We start from the raw sequence: 24,727 nt of genomic DNA on the forward strand, positions 1-24,727 counted from the left end.
CGCTCAGAGCACGAAGGCGTCGGTCCAGAGCGCCCCGGAGCGGCCGGAGAGCACGTCCAGCATGGCGACGGCCTGCCCGTCGGTGAGCTGCGCGACGAAGTCGATGATCGCCCGCCCCCGGGCCTTGCCGATCCGGTCCGGGGTCCGCGGGTGCAGCTCCGCCTCGGCCAGCTCCACCAGGTCGTGCAGGCGCCGCGGCAGCCGGGACTCCTCCTCCGGGTCGAGCAGCCACTCCCAGAGCGCCTCGACCAGGGTGCCCAGCAACCGGGCCTGCCCGCGCTGGTGCAGGGCGAGGTCGGGGCGGGCCAGCACGAACCGGTGGTGGACGAACTTGAGCACCTGCACCTCGTGCCACTGGGCCCGGCCCAGCAGCACGTGCCCGGAGCGCACCGACGGCTCGTCGACCACCCTGATCGCGTCGACGAACCGGGTGGTCCAGCGGGCGGAGAAGCGGGCCACGTACTGCTCGGCCTCGATCGAGCCGTCGAACGGCATGGCCAGCAGCCCCTCCACCAGCTCCTGCCGGACGTGCTCGACGGCAGCGGCGAACGCGTCGTCGTCGGCGATCCAGTCGTCCTTGCGGTGCAGCTGGCGGCGCAGCCGCTCGATCGCCGAACCGGGCCGGCGGGCGGCGCCGGTCAACGCCGCGTCGGTGACCGCCCGCAGGTGGCCGCCCTCGCGCTGCCAGGCCATCAGCTCCGCCGCGACCGCCCCCTGCTGGAGCACCCCGACCCGGTAGAAGTCCTCCACGTCGTGGATGGCGTACGCGATGTCGTCGGCGGTGTCCATGATGGACGCCTCGACGGTCTGCTGCCAGTCCGGGATCCGGCCGGCGAACAGCTCCCGGGCCTGCCGCAGGTCGTCGAGCTCGGTCCGGTACGCGCCGAACTTCGACGAGCCGCTGTCCGGGTCGTCCGGCGGCACGGCGGCGCCGCGGGGCGCCGGGGTGAGGTGGCGCGGGTGCGGGTCCGGGTGGTCCAGCCGGGTCCACGGATACTTCAGCATCGCCGCCCGGACCGCCGCGGTGAGGTCGAGCCCGGTGGTGGCCGCGCCCCGGATCTCGGTGCTGGTGACGATCCGGTACGACTGGGCGTTGCCCTCGAACCCGTCGGCCAGCCCGAGTCGCTGCCGGGCCAGCCGGTCCAGCACCCGCTCCCCCAGGTGCCCGAAGGGCGGGTGGCCCAGGTCGTGGGCGAGCGCGGCGGCCTCCACCACGTCCGGGTCGCAGCCACCCAACTCGTCCAGCAGGCGCCGGCGCCCCTCGTCGGCGGTCAGCCGCTCGGCGACCGCCCGGGCCACCTGGGCGACCTTTAGGCTGTGGGTGAGCCGGTTGTGCACCAGCAGGCCGGAGCCGACCGGGCTGATTACCTGGGTCACCCCGCCCAGCCGGGCGAAGAACGGCGAGGCCACGATCCGGTCCCGGTCGGCCCGGAACGGGCTGGCCGCCAGGTCGCCGAGCGCCCGGGCGCTGCCGCCGAAGAGCCGGCGCGCCCGCGGATCCGCAGGTTGTTCCATGATCGCCACGCTAGTACAGGCGCGTCGGGCGGGTGTGGCGAGCGCCGTCGGAGGCGGCCGGCAGAATGCAGCACGGAACCCACAGCGAAGGCGGATCATCATCGTGACCCAGTCTGTTCATCAGCGGATCGCCGAGGAGCTCGGCGTCGCGGAGCGTCAGGTGCGGGCGGCCGTGGAGCTGCTCGACGGCGGCGCCACCGTGCCGTTCATCGCCCGCTACCGCAAGGAGGCCACCGGCCTGCTCGACGACGCGCAGCTGCGCACCCTCGAGGAGCGGCTGCGCTACCTGCGCGAGCTGGACGAGCGGCGGGCCGCGGTGCTGGAGTCCATCCGTGGCCAGGGCAAGCTGGACGAGGCCCTGGAAGCGCAGATCATGGCGGCCGACTCCAAGTCCCGGCTGGAGGACATCTACCTGCCGTACAAGCCGAAGCGGCGGACCCGGGCGCAGATCGCCCGCGAGGCCGGGCTGGAGCCGCTCGCCGCCTCGCTGCTCGCCGACCCGGCGCAGGACCCTCGCGAGACGGCCGCCGGCTTCGTCGACGCGGACAAGGGCGTCGCCGACGCCGCCGCCGCGCTGGAGGGGGCACGCGCCATCCTGATCGAGCGCTTCGCCGAGGACGCCGACCTGATCGGCACGCTGCGCGAGCAGATGTGGTCGCGGGGCCGGCTGGTCTCCCGGGTACGCGAGGGTCAGGAGACCGCCGGCGCCAAGTTCGCCGACTACTTCGACTTCTCCGAGCCGTACCCGAAGCTGCCCTCGCACCGGATCCTGGCCATGTTGCGGGGCGAGAAGGAGGGCGTGCTCGACCTGACCATGGAGCCGGAGGAGGCCGGCGAGGCCGACGCCGTGCCGACCGGCCCCAGCCGGTACGAGGCGGCGATCGCCGGCCGCTTCGGCATCACCGGCGCGGGGCGACCGGCCGACAAGTGGCTGGCGGACACGGTGCGCTGGGCCTGGCGTACCCGGATCCTCATCCACCTCGGCGCGGACCTGCGGATGCGACTCTGGCAGGCGGCCGAGGAGGAGGCCGTGCGGGTCTTCGCCACCAACCTGCGCGACCTGCTGCTCGCGGCGCCCGCCGGCACCCGGCCCACCATGGGCCTCGACCCGGGCCTGCGGACCGGCGTCAAGGTGGCGGTGGTGGATGCGACCGGCAAGGTGGTCGCCACCGACACGATCTACCCGCACGAGCCGCGCCGGCAGTGGGACGCCTCGATCGAGACCCTGGCCCGGCTGGCCGGGGCGCACGACGTCGAGCTGATCGCGATCGGCAACGGCACCGCCAGCCGGGAGACCGACAAGCTCGCTGGTGACCTGATCAAGCGGCACCCGCAGCTCAACCTGACCAAGGTGGTGGTTTCCGAGGCCGGCGCGTCGGTCTACTCCGCCTCCGCGTACGCCTCGCAGGAGCTGCCCGGGCTGGACGTCTCGCTGCGCGGCGCGGTCTCCATCGCCCGCCGCCTGCAGGACCCGCTCGCCGAGCTGGTCAAGATCGACCCGCGTTCGATCGGCGTCGGGCAGTACCAGCACGACCTGTCCGAGGTGAAGCTGTCGCGCTCGCTGGACGCGGTGGTCGAGGACTGCGTCAACGCGGTCGGCGTCGACGTCAACACCGCCTCGGCTCCCCTGCTGACCCGGGTCTCCGGCATCGGCGCCGGGCTGGCGGAGAACATCGTGCTGCACCGGGACGCCAACGGCCCGTTCCGTTCCCGATCCGAGCTGAAGAAGGTGGCCCGGCTCGGCCCGAAGGCGTTCGAGCAGTGCGCCGGCTTCCTGCGCATCCCCGGCGGCAATGATCCGCTGGACTCCTCCAGCGTCCACCCGGAGTCGTACCCGGTGGTGCGCCGGATCCTCGCCACCACCGGGCAGGACCTGCGTTCCCTGATCGGGAAGTCGGCGATCCTGCGCGGGCTGAAGGCCACCGACTTCGTCGACGACACCTTCGGCCTGCCCACCGTCACCGACATCCTGGCCGAACTGGAGAAGCCGGGGCGCGACCCGCGGCCGGCCTTCAAGACGGCCACCTTCGCCGAGGGCGTGGAGAAGATCGGCGACCTGGTCCCCGGCATGCTGCTGGAGGGCGTGGTCACGAACGTGGCGGCGTTCGGCGCGTTCGTCGACGTCGGGGTGCACCAGGACGGTCTGGTGCACGTTTCGGCGATGTCGCACACCTTCGTCAAGGACCCGCGCGACGTGGTGAAGTCCGGCGACGTGGTCCGGGTCAAGGTGCTCGACGTCGACGTGCCGCGCAAGCGGATCTCGCTGACCCTGCGGCTGGAGGACGCGGCGTCCTCCGGCGACGGCCGGCCGCAGCCGGAGGGCGGACGCCGCGAGCGCGGCGGTGCGCGTGGCGACCAGGCCGGGACCCGCGGCGGACAGAGCGGCTCGCGCGGCGACCGGGGTGTCGCGAGGGGCGATCGCGGCGGCGGCCGGGGCGGACCGCAGCAGCAGCAGGGCCGCGGCGGCTCCGCCCCGCCGCCGACCAACGACGCGATGGCCAACGCCCTTCGCCGGGCCGGTCTGGCCTGACGGATCACCGTCGCGTCGGGCCCCTCGGAGCGGGCCACGCCGGCCGGACCCGGGGCGATCTGCTGGAGTGCTGCCGGGCCCACCGTCGAAGTGGGTTCGGCACCAGCCCGCGGGACTCGGTCAGTTCGGGGAGTTGCGGGCGTTTGGATTCTCAGCCAGCCACTCGTCCATGGTGTCGTTCTTGACCGCCGCGAAGAGCTTCGCCGAGGCTGCCATGTCGGGGAAGAACACGCTCTGGTCGCCGACCATCCCCACGCCAGTTGTGGGGCTGGTCAACATGGTGACGTCCCCGGCGCTGACGCCGCGCAGGTCCCAGATGGTGTCGAAGACCGACAGCTCTTGGTCGACCTGCACGGCGCTGGCGGTCGCCCGGAGGAAGTCGTTGAGCTGCGCGGGGTTCGTGAGGATGCCCGTGCGGCTGGCCTTCTGCATCACCGCGCTGATGATGGCCTGCTGGTGGCGCATCCGGCTGTAGTCGCCGTCGGCGAACTGCTTGCGCTGCCGTGCGTAGTCCAAGGCGACGGTGCTGTCCATGTGATGGACTCCCGGCTGGTAGACCCGTCCGTTTGACACCTCGGAGGTAAAGGGAACGTCGACGTTGACATCCACACCGCCAAGCGCGTCGATGACCTTTCCGAAGCCGGCGAAGTCCACCACGACGACGTGGTCGATGCGTACTCCGGTGAAGCCCTCGATCGTCCGGACCAGCAGGGGCGTCCCGCCCCAGGCGTACGCGGCATTGATCTTGGCCTTCCTCGGACCGCCGCCGTCCTCGGGGAGGGACGCCGGGATGGTGGTCCAGGTGTCCCGCGGGATCGAGATGACCTGCGCCCGGTCCCGGCTGTGCGGCACGTGAACCAGCATGATGGTGTCGGTACGCGAGACGGTGTCGCCCGGCTCGGACTGATCCTTGCCGACGATGAGGAAATTGAGCGCGGAATCCGCGGCCCGGACCGGTCGCTGCTCCTCCTGCAGCCCGTTGAAGGCGTCCACCTTCTCGACCTGCTTCTCCAGTGACCGCACGTAGAGCCACCCGCCGACCCCACCTCCGCCGATCACCAGCAGCAGCACGAGGGCGGCGACGAGGATGGTCGCCCGGGCCCACCGGCTCCTCGGCAACCACCGTCGACGTCGCCGTCGACCGGTGTCGTCGCCCTGCGGATTCCACGGCGGTCGGGACGACCGACCTATCTCGCCAGGATGAACCTGCTCCACCATGAATCCGGACATTACCCGCTAAAGGCGATGCAGGCAGTCGAACCGGTGTATGGCCAGTATGGGCTTGCGGGAGGGGGGTCACGTCCCGTGGCGTGGTGTAGATCGCCTGCGTGAGGCTCTGTGCGCTGTTCAGTTTTCCGGTTCTCGGTCGGGTTGACAACGATTCTGGTCAGGCGGCGACGAGTTGGCTGGTGGCGGCCGTCTTTGGTGCGTTGATCTGGGCCATGGAGCCTTCGGCGAGGTAGCGGCGGTCGCCGGTTTGCCATTCGTCGTGGGCTTCGACGAGGAGCGGCGCCGCGCGGCCGAACAGGCCGAGGCCGCGGAACTCGTCGCCCGGTTCGCGGCCGAAGCGACCCGGCGCGGTCTGCGCACCGTGCCGCTGGCCGCCCAGCCTCACGACGGCCCCGGTCGTTACCGGACCCGGCTCACCGGGTGGTACATCGACCGGGCCCGGTCCCGGGCGGTCGACGCCGACGGACGGTTCTACCTGCTGACCGTCGCGGCCAGCCTGCGGGCCCGGCTGCTCGGCGCCGACCCGCGACCGCGAGCGCCGCCGCTGGTCATCGGAGCGGGCGGTCGGGATGGCGAATCCGTCCCCCCGCGGACGCTGCTCGATCGTCGGCTGGAGGGCGGGGACGCCTGGGAGTGATCGGCCCGGTGGTGCGGCGAGCCACATTCCACCACCACAGCTGTTGCAGGGCGAGGGTCACGAGGCCGGCGACGACGATGGCGCAGAGGTTGATGACCAACTGAAGCGCCGACCCGACCGCCTCGTGCCAGACCCCGTACGCGGCGGCGACGGCGACGTTCGCGGCCGCGGGCACGGTAGTGACCGAGATCAGCACCCCGACGAGTGACCCGGACTTCTTCGAGGTGAGCGAGAGCATCCCGGCGACCCCGGCCAGCAGGCCGACCACCCAGGAGAGCGCGTCGGGCCGCCAGATGAAATCGGTCAGGGGCCGCTCGGCGAGCAGCATCTCCCGGCTGACGAGACCGGCGGCGGTGAGCGCCCAGGTGCTCAGCACCGTGGCGACCATGGCGACCAGGAACCCGACCACGAGGGCTTGCACCGACCGCACGATGATCTTCGCCTTGCGCCGCAGCAGCGCGACGCAGAGTGCGGCGAGCGGACCGAACTCGGGGCCGACCACCATCGCACCGACGATGAGGATGGGCTGATCGAGGAGCACGCCGATTCCGGCGATCATGGTGGCGACGACGATCAGGACCAGGTAGGTCCCGGACAGTTCCGTCTGCTCACCGGTCTTGGCGGCGATCTCGTCCCAGACCAGCGCGTCGGCGCCGCTGCCCGGAGCCTCTCGGGCGGCCCGGTCGGCGGCGGTCGACAGGGTCAACTCCACATCGTCGGCGGCGATCCCACCGCCGGCCTCGACCCCCAACTGCCGGAGTCCGTGCAGCACGCCGTCCGCACTCTCCCGCACGACGTCGCAGAGGATCAGGTCGCCCGCGGGCTGGCGGCCGGCTCCGTTGAGCACGGCCAGGTGAGTGACCCCGGGATCCGCGGCCAGCAGGTCGGCCACCGCCGCCGACTGGTCGGCGGGAGCGATGATCCTCAGGTGCAGCATGCCTCCCCCATCCGCCATTCGGCGACATCGTGGTCGGCCCACTCTACGGGGCAGTTTCCCGGGCATCGAACACCGACTCGGCCGCCCTCCAGCCTGCGCCCACCGTGGATGATCGCCGCGTCGAGGGTGCATCACTTATCCCCCCAAAGATGGCGATACCGCCACGGACCGACATTCTCCTCGTTAGCCTCAAAAGAACATTCCAGCGGGTCGGACGTGCGTGCCCGAACCGCACACTGAGCGCCGGATGCCCTCGGTGCCGAGACCCGCCCCTTGCGCGGGCGACCGGTGTTCGCATCCACCAAGGAGTATGTCCCGTGACCGATCCGGTCCTCCTGTCGCCTCCCGATGTCGGCCCGCTCGAGGAGTCGTACGTCCTCGACGCGCTCCGATCCGGATGGGTCGCACCGGCGGGTCCGCACCTGGAGGCGTTCGAACGCGAGGTCGCCCAGCGGGTCGGCCGCGCGCACGCGGTGGCGCTGGCCTCGGGCACCGCCAGTCTGCACCTGGCCCTCCTCGCCCTCGGCGTACGGCCCGGGGACGTCGTCGTGGTCCCCACCCTGACGTTCGTCGCGACGGCCAACGCCGTGGTCTACACGGGAGCGGAACCGGTCTTCGTCGACTGCGAGCCCGCCACCGGCAACCTCGATCCGGCGTTGCTGGATGAACTGCTCCGCAACCTACCCGCCCGGGGCCGAAGGATCGCCGCCGTGATGCCGGTGGACATGTTCGGAGCCTGCGCCGACTACTCCCGGATCCTGCCGCTCTGCGCCGAGGCCGAGGTACCGGTCGTGGAGGATGCCGCGGAGGCGCTCGGGGCGACCCGGCACGGCCGAGCCGCCGGGTCGTTCGGCCGAGCCGGGGTGCTCTCGTTCAACGGCAACAAGATCATCACAACGTCCGGCGGCGGGATGCTCCTCTCGGACGACGCCGACCTGATCGCCCGCAGCCGCTACCTGTCGACCCAGGCCCGCCAGCCGGCTTCCCACTACGAACACATCGAGGTGGGCTACAACTACCGGCTGAGCAACGTGCTCGCCGCACTCGGTCGGGCACAGCTGCGCCGGTTGGACGAGGTCGTGGCGCGACGGCGCCGGCTGCGGGAGCGTTACGCGAAACTCTTCGCCGCGGTCCCTGGCGTGCGCCTGCTCGCCGACGATGACGTGGGTGCCAACTGCTGGCTCACCACTATCGCCGTCGATCCGGCAGCCGCCGGCTGGCGGGCGGCGGACCTCGCCGCCCACCTCGGCGCGTATGACATCGAGACCCGGCCAGTCTGGAAGCCGATGCATCTTCAGCCTGTTTTCGCCGGTGCGCGCGCGCTGCTCACCGGCGCCGCGCAGCGGCTCTTCGAGAACGGCCTCACCCTGCCCAGCGGCACCGCGATGACCGAGAGCCAGGTTGTCCGGGTCCTCAATTCGATCGAACAGTTCCTCGAGGGCCGATGCCCCCGGGGGGAGACAGTGAGATGAACTTCGAGATCTGGAACGCCCGAAGGACCGCGGACGCCGCCCGATGGCTGGCTGTGCACCAGGCGTGGGCCGCCCGGGAGGTGTTCGCCCACCCTTCCTACGTACGCCTCTTCGCCGGCGAGCAGGACGAGCCGCTCGCGGCGTACGCCGAGACGCCGTCCGGGTTCATCCTGTACCCGTTCGTGCTCCGGCCGGTCACCGCGCCGCATCTGGTCAGCCCTGGCCGGCCGGTTTTCGACATCACCAGCCCGTACGGCTACGGCGGAGCGTTCCACACCGGTGCTGGAGAGGTGGACGCCAAGGAGTTCTGGTCGGCGTTCGACGACTTCTGCCGGACCCGCAACGTGGTGTCGGAGTTCACCCGCCTCGGCCTGTTCGAGGACCGGCGCCTACCGTATCCGGGCCAGACCAGACAGAAGTTGAACGTGGTGCAGGACCTGCGGCCGCCCCTGGAGCGCATGTGGCGGGAGTTCGACCACCAGATCCGCAAGAACATCAACAAGGCCAAGCGGCTGGGTGTTCAGATCGAGGTCGACGAGACCGGTGCCCGCCTGGACGACTTCCTCGAGATCTACTACGGCACAATGGACCGCCGCCACGCCAGGGAGGGCTACTACTTCCCCCGTGAGTTCTTCCAGACGATCATCCAGGAACTACCCGGACAGTTCGTGTTCTTCCACGCCCTGCATGACGAGCGCGTCATCTCCACTGGACTCGTCCTCGCCTCAGCCCACACGCTGTACTGCTTCGTGGGTGGCACTGACCGGTCCGCATTCGACCTGCGCCCGAACTACCTGCTGACGTTCGAGATCTTCCGGTGGGGGCAGGAGCACGGGAAGACGCATGTCGTACTCGGCGGCGGCTACGAACCCGACGACGGCATCTTCCGCTACAAGCGGGCCTTCGCCCCCCACGGCCTGGTCCCCTACTCGGCCGGCACGAGAATCTTCGACCAGCGGACGTACGCGCACCTGGTCGACGCGCACCAGGCGCAGGCGCGGCGCCGACTCGCCGACTGGCAACCGGATCCCGGCTTCTTCCCCGGATACCGCCAGGACCTGCCGCCCGTACCGGCCTGACCGGCTGTCCCCGCGGCCCGTCCACGGCCAGGCGTGGGGCGTCCAGGATGGGCCCGCATCGGTCCGAACAGGCTGATGTCGAGGCGGTGGGTGCCAGCCACGCCACCGCCCGCAGCGGTCCCATTCGCGAACTCCCGAGAGCCCTCCTAATCGGGGATAATTAGGGATATTGCCGGCTGAGTCCTGATAGAAACGGTTTAGTCGGTATGCCCGCCAGCCGGAGGATCCGGTGCGAGCCGGGCTGATCCACCGGCTCACATGCATCGACAATTCGCGATCAGCCCCGGCCGGCATGGCCCGCCTCGCGGTCCCTACGCCGTCGCCGGGCTCGGCGTTCACGTGCTGGCGCAGCCGCCGTCGGACGGGATTCGGGAAGTCGGATCCCCGCCTCGCTGCTGCACGAACAAGGAGAGAGATGTGGTTCCGGATGGAACTGGCCGAATGAGAAACGGTGACCGCTGGGAGGTCGGATCGGCGTTCCCGCTGATGCCGCCCTCCGGCGACAGCCGCGTTGAACCGCCCGAGCACGTCCGGTTCTTCGGGTCCGGACGGCAGGCGCTGCGGGCCCTCGTCGAGTTCGGCCGGCGGGAGTACGGGTGGGAGGCGGTTCACGTTCCGGCCTACTACTGCCCTGCGGTGGTGGACAGCATCGTCGACCTGATCTCCGTGCGGCGGTACGACAGCGGACCGCTGGGTCCCCACCCGCGGCCCGTGGCCGGTCCCGCGGACGCGGTGATCACCGTTTCGTACTTCGGCGAGCCGCCCCTACTGCCGTCAACTCCGGCAACCTTGATCATCGACGTGACGCACGACCCGGTCGCACCCTGGCTCGACCGGTCACGGGCCGACTACGTCTTCGCCTCGCTGTACAAGACCCTGCCGTTGCCCGACGGTGGAATGCTCTGGTCGGGCAACGGCCGCCCGCTGCCGCCCGCCGTGCCGCCGACCGAGGGTCACCTCGCCACGGTCAGCCGGATCCTCTCCGCGATGTGCCTGAAGGCGGCCTATCTGGACGGCGCACCGCTGCTGAAGGAGGAATATCTCCCGCTCTATGCGGCGGGGGATGCGGGGTTGCGCTCGACCACCGTGAGCGGCATCTCCGACTATTCCCGGCACGCCCTGCACGCCCTCCCCGCTCAGGACCTGCGCCGGCACCGGATCGCCAACGCCGCGGAGCTCACTTCGTGGCTGCGGGACCTGCCCGGCGTAGTAGTCCACACCCACACCTTCGGCGTGGTGCTGGAGTTCGACTCGCCCGAACGGCGCGAATCCGTCCGCCACGGACTGATCGCCAGGAACGTCTACCCGGCTGTGCTCTGGGACATCACCCCGGACAACCCACCAGCGCACCAGTTGGATTTCTGCCGCCGGATGCTCCACCTGCACACCGACTTCCGGTGGGACAGCAGCGACATGCGGCAGGTGGCGACGGTCGTGCGCGAGATGTGCCAACGGTATCCGTCGCGGCACCGCCCGACCTCCGTTCCCCACCCGATCACGACGCCCCCGGACCGACAGCCGAGTGTTTCTCCCATTTAGGAGCAAGAATGAACAGTGCGAGGCCGAGCCGCTCTGACCGGGCGGATGCAGGCACACGGAAACTCGGTGGTTCCGTGACCGCCCACGGTCAGCCCTACGACCGCGTCAAACGGGGACTCGACGCGCTCTTCGCAGGCCTCGCCCTGCTGGTCCTGTCACCGGTCCTGCTGGGCGTAGGCGTCGCGGTTGCCCTGGCGATGGGCCGCCCTGTGCTCTTCCGGCAGACCAGGCCAGGTCTCGGCGGCAGGTTGTTCGAGCTTCGGAAGTTTCGCACGATGCACCCGGTGCGTCCGGATCGGGTCAGCGACGGCGTACGGCTGACCCGCTTCGGCAGGTGGTTGCGCGCGACCAGCCTGGACGAACTGCCGACGCTCTGGAATGTCCTGCGCGGCGACATGAGCCTGGTAGGGCCGCGCCCGCTCCTGGTGTCATATCTCGAGCGATACACGCCGGAGCAGGCGCGCCGCCACGAGGTGCGGCCCGGTATAACCGGACTGGCCCAGGTACGCGGGCGCGCCGCGCTGAGCTTCGAGGATAGGTTCACCTACGACGTGCAGTACGTCGACACCCGCTGTCTCCGCCTCGATCTGCGCATCCTGCTGGAAACGGTGGTATTGGTCCTCCACCGCGAGGGCGTCACGGCGGACGGTTACGCGACCGGTCCCGAGTTCCTCGGCACCGCAGACTCGGGGTCGCTGGCGAACGTCGACGGTGGCGGCGCGCCCCGGCGTTGATCACACCGTCCTACCCGGCCGGAAGCAACGGCGCCTCAAGGACCGGCCGTGGTCGGCGATCCCCCTGCATGCCCGCTGACCCGGTCCGGTCGCCGGCTCCGGTTCACCAGCCTGGACGAGCTCCCGTCCCTGGTTGGCAGCCCCGACCTTCGCCCGTCCTTCACGGCCGCTCCCGCGAGCATGCGGTGCGGACATTCGACAGCGTCCAGGCAGCGGCGGCAATGGTCGGCATCGTCAAGTGGGCCGGCGGAGTGCGGCCTGGCAGCAGGTAGGCCCAGGTCTCCCGGCAACGTCCCCGCACCGAAACGCTCCGCTGCGCCGAAGGGTGCGGCAAGGTGGAAACCTCGCCGCACCCGGTGGACGTACGGGACAGAATTCTGCCTGCCACCCCGCTGACTACGACGGGACGTGATCGCGGTACCAGTCGAAGGTCCGCCGCACGCCCTCCTCGAGCGACACGACCGGTTCGAGCCCGGTCAACCGGCGCAGTTTTCCAAGGTCGGGGCAGCGCCGCACGACTGATCCCGGTGGTGCCGCCATCGGCTGCAGCTGCGGAGCAGCGTCCGCCAGCCGGAGCACCAGCTTGGCCAGGTCGGTGATGTTCGTCTGCTCCATGTCGTTTCCAATATGGACGATCTCCCCGACCGCGCCGGGGCTGTCCATCAGCCGGATGACTGCCTCGACCGCGTCATCGACGTAACAGAAGGCCCGATACTGGTCGGCTCCCCAGATTCTGAAGGGATCCTCCCGCCGCAGCGCGCGCAAGGCCATCTCCGGTATGACGTGATCCGCACCCATCCGCGGCCCGTAGACGTTGTGGAAGCGGCCGACGATCGGCTGGCAGCGCTTCGCGCGGGCGCCGTGCACAAAGGCAGCCTCCCCGAGCAGCTTGCTGATCCCGTACGCGAACCGGGGCGAGGTCACGTCGGCGACCATGACCGGTACGTCCTCCGCGGTCGGCACCGGCACTATGCCGGCATCCACGCCGCCGGCGTACACCTCGCTGGTCGAGCTGAAGAACACCCGTTGGCCCGGTGCCACCCAATCCAGCAGATGCATCGCCGTCAGGGTGTTGACCCGCACCACACGGGCGGGGTCAGCCTCGACGTTGCGGACGCCTACCACTGCTGCCAGCAGATAGATCTGTTCGAAGTCGCGCGGCAGCGCCGTCCAGGCGGCAGCCGATGTCAGATCCGCGGAAATGACGTGGACCGCAGGTCGGGCCCGCATGGCCGCCAGCCGCTCGTCGTCGCGCCCCCTGGAGAAGTCATCCACTATGGTGACCCGGTGCCCGTCGGCGACCAGGCGGTCGGCAAGATGCAGGCCGATGAAGCCAGCACCTCCCAGCACGAGGGCTCGCATCAGGCGTTCACATCCGACCGAACCGTCGTCAGGCGCTCCGTGGGGCCCGGCTCGGGAAGGTAACCGATGCTTGCGTACCGGACGCCAGCCGACCGCAGCACCCGTTCGTCGAGGATCCGCCAGGAGTCGAAGACCAGCTTCGGGCCGCGTTCGCCGAGCAGCGGGCCGATCTCGATCGCCCGGTAGTCAGGGTGGTCGTTGATGACGAGCAGGGCGTCACTGTCGCTGAACGCCTTGTCGAGGCTGGTTGGCTCGCCACCGTACTGTCGGATGACATCTTCGGTGACCAGCGGATCGTGGCCAAGCACCGTGAGTCCAGCCTCGTTGAAGACCGGCATCATCGAGGCGATGGGCGTGCCACGCATGTCGTCGGTCGCCGGCCATCCCTTGTAGGCCCAGCCCAGGACCGCCAACCGCGCTCCCCGCGTCCGTCCGCACTCCTGTCTGACGAGTTCCACGACCCTGGCGGCGACGTGCACGGGCAGGTACTCGTTGAGCCGCCGGGCGGCGCCGATGAGGAATGGAGCGGGTCCCTCGGCGCTACTCATCATGAGATACGGGTCCTTGGAGAGGCAGCCACCACCGACGTACCCCGGCCTGCTCAGGTCCGGCCGCGGGTAGTGAAGATTCGCCGCCCGGATGACCTCCAGCGGGTCCAGACCGTGCCGCTCGGCGATCAACGCCACCTCGTTTCCGAAGGAATAGATCAGGTCGGTGTGGCAGTTGTTCGACAGCTTGACGAGCTCAGCCGCCTCCAGGCTGGACATCGGAACCACCTCGGTGGACAGGCCGCCGAACATCTCGACGCCCGCTGCCAGGCTCTCCTCGTCCAGGCCACCGACCACCTGCGGCAGCTCCACCAGCTCCCGCAGCGCCTGTCCCTGGATCGTCCGTTCAGGCGCCATCACCAGTTGCACGTTCCCCCAGGCGCGCTGCAGCGGAGGCAGTACGACGCGTCGGCTGGTCCCGACCGGTACGGTACTGCGAACCACCACGAGGGTGTCCCGCCCACACCAACGCGCTACCTGCGTGGCGGCCGCCGCCAGGTTGCTCAGGTCAGGCTGGCGAGACTGTTCGTCAACAGGAGTGGAGACGCAGAGGACGACCGCGTCGAGGGCATCCGGCAGTTCCGGGCCGACGAGAAGAGAACGGCCGAGGTGCTCTGCGAACACCTCCTCAAGGCCCGGCTCGTAGATGTGCATGCGCCCGGCGCAGAGCGACTTCAGCACCGCGGGATTCGCGTCGACACCGTACACCTGGTATCCCCGCCGCGCCAAGGCGGCAGCGAGGGTGAGACCGACGTAGCCCAGTCCCACAACACCTATTCTTTGGAACACCTTTCGCCTTTCTTTGTGTAGCTGGAGCGGACCGAACAGCGTCTATGGGACAGCTGCGAAATCGAGGACCGGTGGGGCGCTCATACCGGCTCTGGGATGCGCGCTGGAAGCAGGATCGGCTTGAGGCTCTCGAACCTGCGGTTGGCCTCGTCATAGTCCTCCGGACGGCCGATGTCGAGCCAATAGCCGTCGAAGTTGTAAGTGGCCGGGAGATCTCCCTTGGCGAGCAGGTCGAGGACCAGCTGGTCGAACCCAAAGGGGAGCCCTTGCGGATACGACGCGATAGTTCGCCGGGAAAAACCGTAGATGCCCATGCTGACGCGGTAGTCGATTTTCGGCTTCTCCCTGAACTGCACGACCTTTCCGCCCGACACCTCGAGGACACCGAAATCGATCTTGACTGTCCGTTGATAGGTGGCAACAGTCAGGGGGGCGTCGGAGGATGCATGGGAATGCAGCAGATCAGCGTAGTCGAGATCGGTCAGGACATCCCCGTTCATAACCAGGAAGTACTCGGGCAACTGGTTCCTGATGCCAAAGAGCGGGCCGATTGTCGACAGTGGCACGGATTCCTCGATGTACTGCACTCGGAGCCCGAAGCGGGAGCCGTCCCCGACGAACGCCCGGATCAACGACCCCATGTGGTTTATCGCCAGCGTGACGACAGTGAACCCTTGCGACGCCAACTGGTGCAGCACTATCTCGAGGATGGCGTGATCCTCGCCGATGGGCATGAGCGGCTTCGGCAGAGCCGTCGTGTATGGCTTGAGGCGCGTTCCCTTACCGCCAGCCATGATCACCGCGTGCATGTCACAGTCCGATCTGTGTAGCTCCGCTTGGAGACGGGAGTCGTGGGCTGGCAACGCCAACGGGCTAGATGGGGCCTTGGTTTGCACTCTACGGAACATGTACCGCAAAAGGGATGAGAATGAATAAAACCGGCACACTGTCGGCTGGTCGGCTGGGCGCGGCCATCGTCCACCTGTGCGGCAGGCGCGGATACCGGCTGGTCCGATCAACGAGAATTGCCATTGCCGACTCGCCGCCGCAGGTCACCGGCTCGTTTGCCAGTCCGTCGCCACGCTGCACCCTTGGCGGGCCGCAGCCCTGCCGAGGAGGCGTTTGATCATTGCAGGACCTTGGTGGCTGCGTGTATTACGCGCTCCACCTGGTCGTCAGTCATCGCGGAGAACAAGGGCAGACTGACGACGCGATCGGACGCCGCGCTGGCGACAGGGAACATCTTGTCGGCGAGCGAGTACCGCTCCCGCCAGTACGAGTGTTTGTGCAGAGGGATGAAGTGGACGCTGCACGCCACACCTAGCCGGGACGTCCCGGCGATGAATTCGTCCCGGCTCAGGAACGAGTCCGGCCCCATTCGAACGACGAACAGGTGCCATGCGTGGACATCACCCGCCGCTGGGGAAGGCGGCAGTTCAATCGGCAAGCCGGCGAAGGCCCTCCGGTAACGCTCGGCGATCTCCTCCCGCCGTACGCGCATCGACTCCGCCCGTTTGAGTTGGACGAGTCCCATGGCAGCCGCAGGCTGCGTGAGGTTGTACTTGAAACCGGCTGCGACGACGTCGTAACGCCACGCTGGTCGGTCGCTGCGGCGCTGGTCGAAACCCTCCCTGTCGAGACCGTGCAGCCTCATCGTGCGAACCCGTGCGGCGAGACCGGGGTCGCGGGTGACGAGCATGCCGCCCTCACCGGTCGTGATCGTCTTGGTGGTATGGAAGCTGAACACTGTCGCAGCGCTGTCGCCCGCTCCGACGGGCGCACCCTCGCTGACGGCCGGGAACGCGTGGGCGGCATCCTCCACCACCGCAAGTCCATGGGAACGGGCGAACGCCTGTAGTCCTGACCGGGACACCGGCTGGCCCGCGAAGTGCACGGGAATGATGGCCGCTGTCCGGGATGTGACCTTGCGACCGGCGTCAATTAGGTCGATGTTGAGAGTTTCGGGATCGACGTCCACGAGGACCGGGTCGGCGCCGAGGTAAACGACGACCTCTGCAGAAGCGGTGAAGGTCCAGCTCGGGACCAGCACCTCCATTCCCGGCCCGACGCCGAGAGCCTCGAGTGCGAGGTGCAGGCCGGCGGTCGCTGAGTTCAGGGCAATCGCCGTGACACCTGCGCCGCACCGCTCGGCGAAGCGGGATTCGAACTCTTCCACTATTGGACCGTTGGACAACCATCTGGACCGCAGTGCCGCCGTCACCGCGGCAATCTCCTCCTCAGTGATGTCGGGCAGTGCGAACGGAAGCCGATCATCCATCCCAGTCCTCCTGGTCGAGACATCTTCGTATTATTTATTGATAAGAATAGAATGCCCGACTCCGCCCGAGCCCCTACTTCAGCGATTGGTACCTGCACCTTCGTGAACCGAGGGGTTAGCCGCCGGTAAGGGGCTGCGCCCCGGTGCGATGTGTGCCGCTCGCGCAGGGAGCCCGCGCGTGTTGCGCCTTGGGCGGGGCGAGGTTCCCACCTTGCCGCGCCCCCAGGGGCAGCGGGCGTTTCGGTGCGGGCGACGTTGCCGGAGACCTGGGCCTACCTGCTGCCCGACCGCACTCCGCCGGCCCGCTCGATGATGTCGGCCATGACCGCCGCTGTCTGGGTTCTGTCGAATGTCCGCACCGCGTGCTCGCGAGCGCGCCCACTGCGGGCGGTCAGTTGGCCGCTCTCGAAGTCCCGGTACGCGGTATCCAGGGCGGAAATCAGCGCGCCGACGTCACCCCGCGGAAATATCCAGCCGACTGAGGCGTCGACGGCTTCGGGAAGGCCCCCCGCGTCGCTGACGATGCTCGGCACACCCATGGCCAACGCCTCACGCACCACGCCGTTGCTTCCCTCAGACAGAGAGGGGACGACGCCGACATCGGCGGCCGTCAAATAAGGGCGAAGGTCGGGCTGCCAACCCAACCATGTGATGCTGGGATCCTGCCCGACGTCGAACCGGTCGATCAGCTCCTGCCGGTACGCCTTGCCGGCCGCGGTGAAGCCTTCGCCGACCAGGACCAGATGTGACCGCGGGTGCTTGGCGTGGAAGGACGACCAGGCGGCCAGCAGGGTGTCATGACCCTTGATGCCGCGCCCGCTGTGCGCCAGGCGTTTGGGCGGATACACGTACCCGACCATGACGACGATGAAGCTGGCCGGGTCCACGCCGATCTCCGCTCGCGCCTTTTCGCGGGCGCCTTTTCGGGAATCGGGGGTTTCCATGCCGCCGGACGTGAGGTGGGGCGGGGTGAAGTAGTTGACATCGATGCCGAACTGGACAACCGGTCGGCGCTCGGCGGGGCAGCCGAGCTGGCCGTAGAGTTCCGAGATGTGCTGCGTGCAGCAGATCGTCACGTCGTCCATCCGCCGCATGAGCCGCTCGATCGGGCGGATCAGCCAGGACTCGAGGTACAGCGGTCCGCAGACGACGTGTACCCGGCGCAGCGGAAGCCGCAGCGCGGCGAGGCGGGCGGCGAGCGCCGAAGCGTACAGGTGGTAGTTGAGGACATCCGGTCGGAGTTGTCGAATGAGGCGACGTAGTTGCCACAGCCCCCGCAACGTGGAGACGGTCGGCCGAAATCTGAAGTCGAAGGGAGCGTCGACGACCGGGATGCCTCGCGTCTCCAGTTCGGTCCTCAACCGCCCGGGGCCGGGCGGGATGACGACCGTGACGTGGTGGTCGCGACGACGAAGCTCCTCGATCTGGGGGATCGTCCACAGGCCCCCGCTGTTTGTCTTCAGTAGGACCGATACGCGAAGTCCTGCCATGTGACGTGACCCTTCCTTCCAACTTGGTCGCCTCGTGGATGGCCCCAGGACCAGGTGGCGCTCGGCCATCGCCTCCAGCTCGGCGAAGAACGTGGTCCTCGTCGCAACAGGGCCCCGCTCGCGGCGGGGGGCGTTCCATGGTCGACAAGTCGCTGAGCCGGCCGAGGCGGTAGCCCGCAACTACTCCGACGGAACTCGGCCTCGACCCTGATTAACCCTTGGGACTGTATACCCGTTACGCCCGTTTTGTCGTCATGATGCCACGGCCGGACCACCATGGCGCCGAGCAGGCTGAACAGGATGCGGCCTCACCCCGTGTCGGCCATTCTGCGGACATGCGCACGTTAGATGGCTACTCTGCTGCCATGTCGTATATGTCGGGATCGGGGCCCATGGTGAGCCTGGGGAAGCTGGTCGTCGTGGGCCAGGGATATGTCGGTCTCCCGCTTGGGATGCGTGGGGTGGAGGCGGGGTTCGACGTGACCGGCGTCGACCTCGATGAGAGCCGGGTCAAGCGGCTCGCCGCCGGGGACTCCTTCATCGAGGACATCCCCGCCAGCCGCCTCGGTCGGGCCCTGGGCAGCGGTCGATACCACCCCACCACCGACTACGCCGACGCCGCCGGCTTTGACGTCTGCGTCATCACCGTCCCGACGCCGCTGCGCGACGGCGCCCCCGACCTCAGCCACATCGAGCAGGCCGGCGTCGCTCTCGCCCCGTACGTGCGGCCGGGCTGCACGGTGATTCTCGAATCCACCACCTACCCCGGCACCACGGAGGAACTGCTCCGTCGCCTGCTGGAGACGGGAAGCGGCCTGCACAGCCCCGGCGACTTCCACCTCGGCTACAGCCCGGAGCGGATCGACCCGGGCAATCCCCGGTGGCGACTGGAGAACACCCCGAAGGTGGTGTCCGGTGTGGATGAGGCCGCCCTACGCCGGGTCGACGAGTTCTACCAGCGCGTCGTCGAGCGGACCGTGCCCGTGGATTCGACCCGGGTGGCCGAGCTCACCAAGCTGATCGAGAACACCTTCCGGCAGGTCAACATCGCCCTGATCAACGAGCTGGCGATGCTGTCGCACGAACTCGACATCGACGTCTGGCAGGCGATCGAGGCAGCGGCGACCAAGCCGTTCGGTTTCATGTCCTTTCGGCCCGGTCCCGGAGTGGGTGGCCACTGCCTGCCCATCGACCCCTGCTACCTGTCCTGGCAGGTGAAGCGCACGCTCGGCCGACAGTTCCGCTTCGTGGAGCTGGCCAACGAGATCAACCACCAGATGCCCGAGCACGTGGTCCTGCGGATCACGGCGGGTCTGAATCGACAGGGGCGGCCGGTGAACGGGTCCCGCCTGCTGCTGCTCGGCTTGGCGTACAAGAAAAACACCGGCGACATGCGCGACTCGCCCGCCGTCGACATCACCCGCCGCCTCCAAGCGCTCGGCGCCGAGATCCGCGCGGTGGAGCCGCACGCCGAGGCGGACCACGTCCCGGCCGGCGTGGTCATCGTGGGGCTGACCGAACACGAGCTGCGCGCGGCGGACGCGGTGGTGGTGGTCACCGACCATGACTCGCTCGACTACGACCTTGTCGCGCGTGAGGCGGGCTACGTCTTCGACGCTCGTAGCCGCTGTCACGGTGACAACGTCGAACGGCTGTAACCGCACGCCCGGGAGCGGGAAGTCGCCGGCCGACGCGGACCACGGGACGGTCGTGACGTGATTGTCGCTCCAAAGGCGTCCGTCAGAACCAGCGTGGGCGCGCGAGCCACGACCGCGCTACGGCCGCGGCCTGGCCGGGCCGTCCGACCTGACGCTATTCGGTGAGGCAGCGTCGGGTCCGGTCGTCGCACCCGGCCACCATCCGGACCGGCCGATGACGAACTTCAGCCGCTCCACCCAACTGGGTGTATCCACCGGGCTAATGTTCAAATGGCGACTTAAGCACCAAAGGTCCTGGTTACGGTCATTCTGGCCGATTACCGGACCGGCGCGCGGACTTGTCAACGACCGCGCTCTCTTCTACCTCGTATGCAACCCGGAGGTCGCATGCCGCCCATCGCCACCACACCCCGGCCCGTCCCCGCGGCTCCTGCTCGCAGGAGGGCCTGGCACCTGTCAACGGCTCCGCTGGTCCCCTGGGACTGCGCGGCATGGACGGCCGGCCTCACCGCGGCGACGTGGACGAGGTACGAGTTCCACGTCACCGCCGCTGAACTGGCCCGGGCCGCAAGCATCGGTCTGGCGGCCTCAGTCCTGCACCTTGGCATCTCGTGGGTCCAGCGCAGGCACTGGGGCCGTTTTCCACTGGGGAGCATGCAGGAAGCACAGGCTCTGGCCGCCACGACCGCCTGCACCGCCGCCGCTGTCCTGCTCACCGTCATCGCGCTCGTAGAACGGCCCGTGCCCGCCAGCTCGCCCCTCGTCGGGGCCGCGATCGCTCTGCTCTGCATGCTGACCATCCGTTCCGCGTACCGGGGCCGACACGACCGGGCGCTGCGCCCGGACGCGCGCTCCGCGACCCCGGTGCTGCTGTTCGGGCTGGGCTCGGCCGGGCAGGCGCTGCTGCGGGCGCTGCTCAGCGAGCCGCGGGGCCGCTACCTCCCGGTGGGGCTGCTCGACGACGACCCGGCGAAGCTACACCTTCGCATCAACGGCGTGCCGGTCCTCGGCGGCCGCTACGAGATCGCCAGCACCATCCAACGGACCGGTGCCCGGACGCTGGTCTTCTCCATGGCCAACGCGGACGCGGAACTCATCCGCGAGATTCGCCGGCTCACGCTGGCGGCCGGCGCGGAGTTCAAGGTGCTCCCACCGGTCCGCGAACTCGTGGACCACCGGATCCGCGTCAGCGACGTGCGCAGCCCCAACGTCGACGACCTGCTCGGCCGGCGGCAGGTGGTGACCGATCCGGTGACCAACGAGAGCGGGCTGGCCGGACGGCGGATCCTGGTGACCGGAGCTGGCGGGTCGATCGGCTCCGAGCTGTGCCGGCAGATCATGCGGGCCAACCCGGGCGAGCTGATGATGCTCGACCGCGACGAGTCGGCGCTGCACAGCCTGCAGCTTGCCCTCTCCGGACGGGCCCTGCTGGACGACCCGCAGCTGATTCTCGCCGACCTCCGCGACCACGAGGGAATCCGACGGATCATCGAACGGCGGCGACCGGACATCATCTTCCACGCCGCCGCGCTCAAGCACCTCCCGCTGCTGCAGCAACATCCCGGTGAGGCGGTCAAGACCAACGTCTGGGGTACCCAGGCAGTCCTCGACGCCTGCTGGGACGTGGCGAAGTTCGTCAACATCTCCACGGACAAGGCCGCCGACCCGGTGAGCGTGCTTGGCTACTCCAAGCGGATAACCGAGCGGCTGACTGCACACGCCGCGCAAGCCTACCCCGGCACCTTTCTCAGCGTCCGCTTCGGCAATGTGCTGAGCAGCCGTGGCTCGGTGGTGACGGCGTTCCGCGCCCAGATCGAGGCGGGGCTGCCCATCACCGTGACCCACCCCGACGTGACCCGCTACCTGATGACGGTCCAGGAGGCGGTCCACCTCGTCCTGCAAGCCGCGACGATCGGGCGGGACGGCGAGGCGTTGGTCCTCGACATGGGCGAACCGGTACGCATCAACGACCTCGCCGTCCAGCTCGCCGCCCAGGCCCCCGGGCCTAGGCGCATCGTCTACACCGGCCTCCGTCCCGGCGAAAAGCTGCACGAGGACCTCTTCGGTGAGGACGAGCCGGACCTGCGTCCGCTGCACCCGCTTATCTCGCACGTGCCGGTTCCACCGCTCAGCCCCGCCGAGGTCACCGCGCTCGACCCGTTCGACGACCCGGAGAAGATCATCGAACGCCTCTCCTGGCTCTGCCAACAGCCGGCGGAGGCCGGTGGTGAAGAGCCTGCAGTCGGCTCTTGCGACTAGGAGCGACGTGGCCCTCCGGCGCCGGCGCGCCGGAGGGCCACGCGGCGCACACCAGCCGAGCAGCGAGTACCGGCTCGTGATCGGCGGCCCCAAGGGCCACACGATCCAGATTGGAGACAACATGGCCACCTACCGTCCTTCGTCCCGCCCCTCGCCGCTGCCGTCTTTAGCCCCCCGCGAGAGGCTTGTCGACCGGGCCGAGCTGGCTGAGCGAGGCGCCAAGGCGCGCGCCACCCGGGCGACCGACGTCGTCGAGGGGTCGGTGGTGCGCCGATGAGGGTGGTGGTGACTGCCGAGACCCGGTTCTCACGTACGCCGGACGGCGCGGTCTGGACCGTCGGCAGCGCCAGCCACCGGTTCTGGACGCGCTACCTGACAACCTTCGAGCAGGTCCGCGTGGTGGCTCGAACGCTCGACGTCCCGACGCCCGCCGACGACGCGGTACGGGTCGACGGGAGCCAGGTCGAGGTGTGGCCGGTGCCCCACTACGTCGGGCCGCGGGAGTACCTGCGGTTCCGGCGGAGGGTCGGTGCGGCGGTACGCGCCGCGGCGGATCACGCCGACGCGGTGATCCTGCGGGTCCCCTCGCCGATCGGCGCGCTGCTGGCCAGCGCCCGTCAGCGGCGAGGGCTGCCGTACGGGCTGGAGGTGGTGGGCGACCCGTACGACGTGTTCGCGCCGGGGGTGGTGAGCCATCCGCTGCGACCGCTGCTGCGGCAGTGGTCGTTCCGGACGCTGCGTCATCAGTGCGCGTCCGCCAAGGCGGTGTCCTACGTGACGGAGCAGTGCCTGCAGGCCCGGTATCCCGCCCGTCGCGACGCCGTCGTCGCGGCCTACTCGAGCGTCGACCTTCCGCCGGCCGCGTACGCCCTGCAGCTGAGGCGGTGTTCAGCGTCGCCAGGGACCTGGACCCTGGTGTCGGTGGGATCGTTGGACCAGCTGTACAAGGGCATCGACACCCTGATCGAGGCGGTCGCCCGGTTGACGTCCGCCGGCACCGGCCTGCGCCTGGTCCACCTCGGCGGCGGCGCGTACCGGTCCCGGCTCGAACAGCTCGCGGCCCGGCTCGGCGTGGCGGACCGGGTGGTCCTGCTCGGCGAGGTGCCCGCCGGCGAACCCGTACGGCAGCGGCTCGACGCGGCCGACCTGTTCGTCCTGCCGTCGCGGGCGGAGGGGCTCCCGCGGGCGCTGATCGAAGCGATGGCACGAGGGCTGCCGGCGATCGGGGCCAGAGTCGGCGGAGTGCCCGAGCTGCTGGCCGATGAGGACCTGGTGGAGCCGGACGACCCAACCGGGTTGGCGGACGCGATCGCTCGCATGCTGGCCGACCCGGCCCGAATGGCAACGGCGTCCGCCCGGAACCTCGCGCACTCCCGGCGCTACTCGGCAGAAGCCCTCGCCGAGCGGAGGGAGGCGTTCTACCACCGGCTGCGGGAGGTCACCGAGCGCCGTGTTCCGGGGACCAGCAACGTGTAGAGCGGCTGACGCGGGCCGGCCCGTCAGTCCCGCAGTCCGGCGGGCGCCCCCGGTCAGCCCCGAAGTCGGCGCCCCGCATGCTGCGTGCGCCCTCCCGGATCAACTCCGGCCCCCGCACGCTGCCGGTCCCCGGGATCGGCGCCCGGCATCAGGACGGGGAGGGCACGGCGACGGTTGAACCCAACTCTTCCGCGTGACCGGCGCGCTCCCGCGGCGCCGGTGCCGCCAGCCAGCCTTGGAACCACTCCACCGTGGCTCGGAGTCCGTCCTCGATCGGCGTCGGAAGGATGTCGGGAAAGAGTTGGCGCAGGGTGGCGGTGTCGGCCTGGGAATGCCGGACGTCGCCAGGCCGGGGGGCGAGCAGGGTTCGCTCAATCGGCCGTTCGATGATCTGCTCCAGCTGCGTCAGGACCGTCTGAAGATCGATCCGGTTGCCGAACGCCAGGTTCACCGGCTGCGCGTGCTGCACGCCGCGGGTCACCGCGTCCAGCAGGACACGGCAGACGGTGTCCACGTAGGTGAAGTCGCGGGACTGCCGGCCGTCGCCGTGGACGATCACCGGCTCGCCCCGCAGCGCCGCGTGCACGAACCGGGGAATCACCGCGGCGTACGCGTGGTCATGGCGCTGCCCGGGGCCGAAGATGTTGAAGAACCGGAAGGCGAGGGTGGGCAGCCCGTAGGACGCCTGGTAGGCGAGGGCGTACGCCTCGGTTGACAGCTTGCTCACCGCATACGGGCTCAGCGGCCTGGTCCAGGCCAGCTCATCCTTGGGCAGAACGGGGTTCGCGCCGTAGACCGAGGACGAGGAAGCCACGACGACCTGGGGCACGTCGGCCCGGCGGGCCGCCTCCAGCACGCGGAGCGTCCCGGTGGCGTTGGCCTCGTGTGTCGAGACCGGGTCAGCGATCGAGCGGGGCACGCTCGGAAGCGCGGCAAGGTGCACAACCGCCTCCCGGCCCGCTGTTGCGCGAGTCAATGCCTGCTCGTCCAGGATCGAGCCGCTCACCACCTCGACGTCAAGCCCCGCGAGGTTGCGCTCCAGGCCTGTGGAAAAGTTGTCGATGACGCGGACATCCGCGTAGGGAGCGTCTCGCAGCACCACCCGGACAAGATTGCTACCTACGAAGCCGGCGCCGCCGGTGACCAATAGTCGCATTCAGATCAACATCCCGCTCTCCGCCTCGGCATCACCAG

At 69.4% G+C, this 24,727-nt stretch carries 18 protein-coding genes and 1 pseudogene; 9 read left to right on the top strand and 10 right to left on the bottom strand.

The genetic code is table 11. From position 1 onward, the window contains the following. Nucleotides 1-3: 3 nt before the first annotated feature. Nucleotides 4-1,515, bottom strand: a complete 1,512-nt coding sequence (locus ACLQ2U_RS14200; protein ID WP_425751082.1) for a deoxyguanosinetriphosphate triphosphohydrolase family protein — start codon at nucleotides 1,513-1,515, stop codon at nucleotides 4-6. Nucleotides 1,516-1,618: 103 nt separating this feature from the next. On the opposite strand from ACLQ2U_RS14200, the gene ACLQ2U_RS14205 reads away from it, so the two are divergent. Beyond that, nucleotides 1,619-4,045 carry a Tex family protein gene (locus ACLQ2U_RS14205; RefSeq protein WP_425751083.1) on the top strand — a complete coding sequence of 809 codons (2,427 nt, stop codon included), beginning with the start codon at nucleotides 1,619-1,621 and terminating at the stop codon, nucleotides 4,043-4,045. Nucleotides 4,046-4,165: 120 nt separating this feature from the next. Here the strand turns inward: ACLQ2U_RS14205 and ACLQ2U_RS14210 are convergent, their stop codons facing one another. Both ACLQ2U_RS14210 and ACLQ2U_RS14215 read right to left on the bottom strand, forming a co-directional pair. Continuing rightward, nucleotides 4,166-5,164, bottom strand: coding sequence for an LCP family protein (locus ACLQ2U_RS14210; protein ID WP_425751084.1), 999 nt, complete (start codon nucleotides 5,162-5,164; stop codon nucleotides 4,166-4,168). 268 nt (nucleotides 5,165-5,432) lie between these two features. Next, a complete protein-coding gene (locus ACLQ2U_RS14215; protein ID WP_425751125.1) occupies nucleotides 5,433-5,660 on the bottom strand; it encodes a hypothetical protein in 228 nt (75 codons plus the stop codon). Here ACLQ2U_RS14215 and ACLQ2U_RS14220 point away from each other — a divergent pair. Further along, a pseudogene (locus tag ACLQ2U_RS14220) lies at nucleotides 5,547-5,912 on the top strand (hypothetical protein); the annotation flags it as partial. The gene ACLQ2U_RS14215 and the pseudogene ACLQ2U_RS14220 sit on opposite strands and share 114 nt — an antisense overlap. Here the strand turns inward: ACLQ2U_RS14220 and ACLQ2U_RS14225 are convergent. Next, nucleotides 5,824-6,849, bottom strand: coding sequence for a DUF389 domain-containing protein (locus tag ACLQ2U_RS14225; RefSeq protein WP_425751122.1), 1,026 nt, complete (start codon nucleotides 6,847-6,849; stop codon nucleotides 5,824-5,826). The pseudogene ACLQ2U_RS14220 and the gene ACLQ2U_RS14225 sit on opposite strands and share 89 nt — an antisense overlap. Before the next feature lie 317 nt (nucleotides 6,850-7,166). On the opposite strand from ACLQ2U_RS14225, the gene ACLQ2U_RS14230 reads away from it, so the two are divergent. From ACLQ2U_RS14230 to ACLQ2U_RS14245, 4 genes are all read left to right on the top strand, one after another. Continuing rightward, nucleotides 7,167-8,321, top strand: coding sequence for an aminotransferase class I/II-fold pyridoxal phosphate-dependent enzyme (locus ACLQ2U_RS14230; RefSeq protein ID WP_425751085.1), 1,155 nt, complete (start codon nucleotides 7,167-7,169; stop codon nucleotides 8,319-8,321). Then, nucleotides 8,318-9,400, top strand: coding sequence for a GNAT family N-acetyltransferase (locus ACLQ2U_RS14235; protein ID WP_425751086.1), 1,083 nt, complete (start codon nucleotides 8,318-8,320; stop codon nucleotides 9,398-9,400). Before ACLQ2U_RS14230 ends, ACLQ2U_RS14235 begins: the two co-directional genes overlap by 4 nt. Nucleotides 9,401-9,841: 441 nt before the next feature. Continuing rightward, complete coding sequence (locus ACLQ2U_RS14240) at nucleotides 9,842-10,939, top strand: hypothetical protein (RefSeq protein WP_425751087.1); 1,098 nt, start codon at nucleotides 9,842-9,844, stop codon at nucleotides 10,937-10,939. Nucleotides 10,940-11,013: 74 nt separating this feature from the next. Further along, nucleotides 11,014-11,673 (top strand): sugar transferase, encoded by a 660-nt coding sequence (locus ACLQ2U_RS14245; protein ID WP_425751088.1) that lies wholly within the window; start codon nucleotides 11,014-11,016, stop codon nucleotides 11,671-11,673. A 396-nt stretch (nucleotides 11,674-12,069) separates the two neighbouring features. On the opposite strand, the gene ACLQ2U_RS14250 is transcribed toward ACLQ2U_RS14245, so the two are convergent. The 5 genes from ACLQ2U_RS14250 to ACLQ2U_RS14270 form a co-directional block, all read right to left on the bottom strand. Continuing rightward, entirely contained in the window at nucleotides 12,070-13,035 is a 966-nt protein-coding gene (locus tag ACLQ2U_RS14250; RefSeq protein ID WP_425751089.1) for an NAD-dependent epimerase/dehydratase family protein, read from the bottom strand. Then, a complete protein-coding gene (locus tag ACLQ2U_RS14255; protein WP_425751090.1) occupies nucleotides 13,035-14,351 on the bottom strand; it encodes a nucleotide sugar dehydrogenase in 1,317 nt (438 codons plus the stop codon). Before ACLQ2U_RS14255 ends, ACLQ2U_RS14250 begins: the two co-directional genes overlap by 1 nt. 101 nt (nucleotides 14,352-14,452) lie before the next feature. Continuing rightward, entirely contained in the window at nucleotides 14,453-15,181 is a 729-nt protein-coding gene (locus ACLQ2U_RS14260) for a nucleotidyltransferase family protein (protein WP_425751091.1), read from the bottom strand. A 317-nt stretch (nucleotides 15,182-15,498) separates the two neighbouring features. Beyond that, the gene (locus ACLQ2U_RS14265) at nucleotides 15,499-16,650 is read right to left on the bottom strand and encodes a DegT/DnrJ/EryC1/StrS family aminotransferase (RefSeq protein ID WP_425751092.1); all 1,152 of its coding nucleotides are present in this window, start codon (nucleotides 16,648-16,650) and stop codon (nucleotides 15,499-15,501) included. Nucleotides 16,651-16,922: 272 nt separating this feature from the next. After that, nucleotides 16,923-18,140, bottom strand: a complete 1,218-nt coding sequence (locus ACLQ2U_RS14270; RefSeq protein WP_425751093.1) for a glycosyltransferase family 4 protein — start codon at nucleotides 18,138-18,140, stop codon at nucleotides 16,923-16,925. Between the two features lie 395 nt (nucleotides 18,141-18,535). Here ACLQ2U_RS14270 and ACLQ2U_RS14275 point away from each other — a divergent pair, with 395 nt between their 5' ends. The 3 genes from ACLQ2U_RS14275 to ACLQ2U_RS14285 all read left to right on the top strand — a co-directional run bounded on the left by ACLQ2U_RS14275 (nucleotide 18,536) and on the right by ACLQ2U_RS14285 (nucleotide 23,533). Continuing rightward, nucleotides 18,536-19,798, top strand: coding sequence for a nucleotide sugar dehydrogenase (locus tag ACLQ2U_RS14275; RefSeq protein ID WP_425751123.1), 1,263 nt, complete (start codon nucleotides 18,536-18,538; stop codon nucleotides 19,796-19,798). 387 nt (nucleotides 19,799-20,185) lie between these two features. After that, nucleotides 20,186-22,057: a polysaccharide biosynthesis protein gene (locus ACLQ2U_RS14280; RefSeq protein WP_425751094.1), complete on the top strand. Its 1,872-nt coding sequence runs from the start codon at nucleotides 20,186-20,188 to the stop codon at nucleotides 22,055-22,057. A gap of 273 nt (nucleotides 22,058-22,330) precedes the next feature. Then, nucleotides 22,331-23,533 carry a glycosyltransferase family 4 protein gene (locus tag ACLQ2U_RS14285; protein WP_425751095.1) on the top strand — a complete coding sequence of 401 codons (1,203 nt, stop codon included), beginning with the start codon at nucleotides 22,331-22,333 and terminating at the stop codon, nucleotides 23,531-23,533. A gap of 148 nt (nucleotides 23,534-23,681) precedes the next feature. Here ACLQ2U_RS14285 and ACLQ2U_RS14290 read toward each other — a convergent pair whose 3' ends face one another. Then, the gene (locus ACLQ2U_RS14290) at nucleotides 23,682-24,689 is read right to left on the bottom strand and encodes an NAD-dependent epimerase/dehydratase family protein (protein WP_425751096.1); all 1,008 of its coding nucleotides are present in this window, start codon (nucleotides 24,687-24,689) and stop codon (nucleotides 23,682-23,684) included. Nucleotides 24,690-24,727: the final 38 nt, after the last annotated feature.

This window comes from Micromonospora sp. DT47, from assembly GCF_049844475.1.
Classification (GTDB): domain Bacteria; phylum Actinomycetota; class Actinomycetes; order Mycobacteriales; family Micromonosporaceae; genus Micromonospora.

What these genes read in the sequence shown, in the direction of transcription:
- ACLQ2U_RS14200 (WP_425751082.1), bottom strand. Translation starts at nt 1,515, where the DNA reads ATGGAACAACCTGCGGATCCGCGGGCGCGCCGGCTCTTCGGCGGCAGC.
- ACLQ2U_RS14225 (WP_425751122.1), bottom strand. Translation starts at nt 6,849, where the DNA reads ATGCTGCACCTGAGGATCATCGCTCCCGCCGACCAGTCGGCGGCGGTG.
- ACLQ2U_RS14235 (WP_425751086.1), top strand. Translation starts at nt 8,318, where the DNA reads ATGAACTTCGAGATCTGGAACGCCCGAAGGACCGCGGACGCCGCCCGA.
- ACLQ2U_RS14240 (WP_425751087.1), top strand. Translation starts at nt 9,842, where the DNA reads ATGAGAAACGGTGACCGCTGGGAGGTCGGATCGGCGTTCCCGCTGATG.
- ACLQ2U_RS14250 (WP_425751089.1), bottom strand. Translation starts at nt 13,035, where the DNA reads ATGCGAGCCCTCGTGCTGGGAGGTGCTGGCTTCATCGGCCTGCATCTT.
- ACLQ2U_RS14260 (WP_425751091.1), bottom strand. Translation starts at nt 15,181, where the DNA reads ATGCACGCGGTGATCATGGCTGGCGGTAAGGGAACGCGCCTCAAGCCA.
- ACLQ2U_RS14265 (WP_425751092.1), bottom strand. Translation starts at nt 16,650, where the DNA reads ATGGATGATCGGCTTCCGTTCGCACTGCCCGACATCACTGAGGAGGAG.
- ACLQ2U_RS14270 (WP_425751093.1), bottom strand. Translation starts at nt 18,140, where the DNA reads ATGGCAGGACTTCGCGTATCGGTCCTACTGAAGACAAACAGCGGGGGC.
- ACLQ2U_RS14280 (WP_425751094.1), top strand. Translation starts at nt 20,186, where the DNA reads ATGCCGCCCATCGCCACCACACCCCGGCCCGTCCCCGCGGCTCCTGCT.
- ACLQ2U_RS14285 (WP_425751095.1), top strand. Translation starts at nt 22,331, where the DNA reads ATGAGGGTGGTGGTGACTGCCGAGACCCGGTTCTCACGTACGCCGGAC.
- ACLQ2U_RS14290 (WP_425751096.1), bottom strand. Translation starts at nt 24,689, where the DNA reads ATGCGACTATTGGTCACCGGCGGCGCCGGCTTCGTAGGTAGCAATCTT.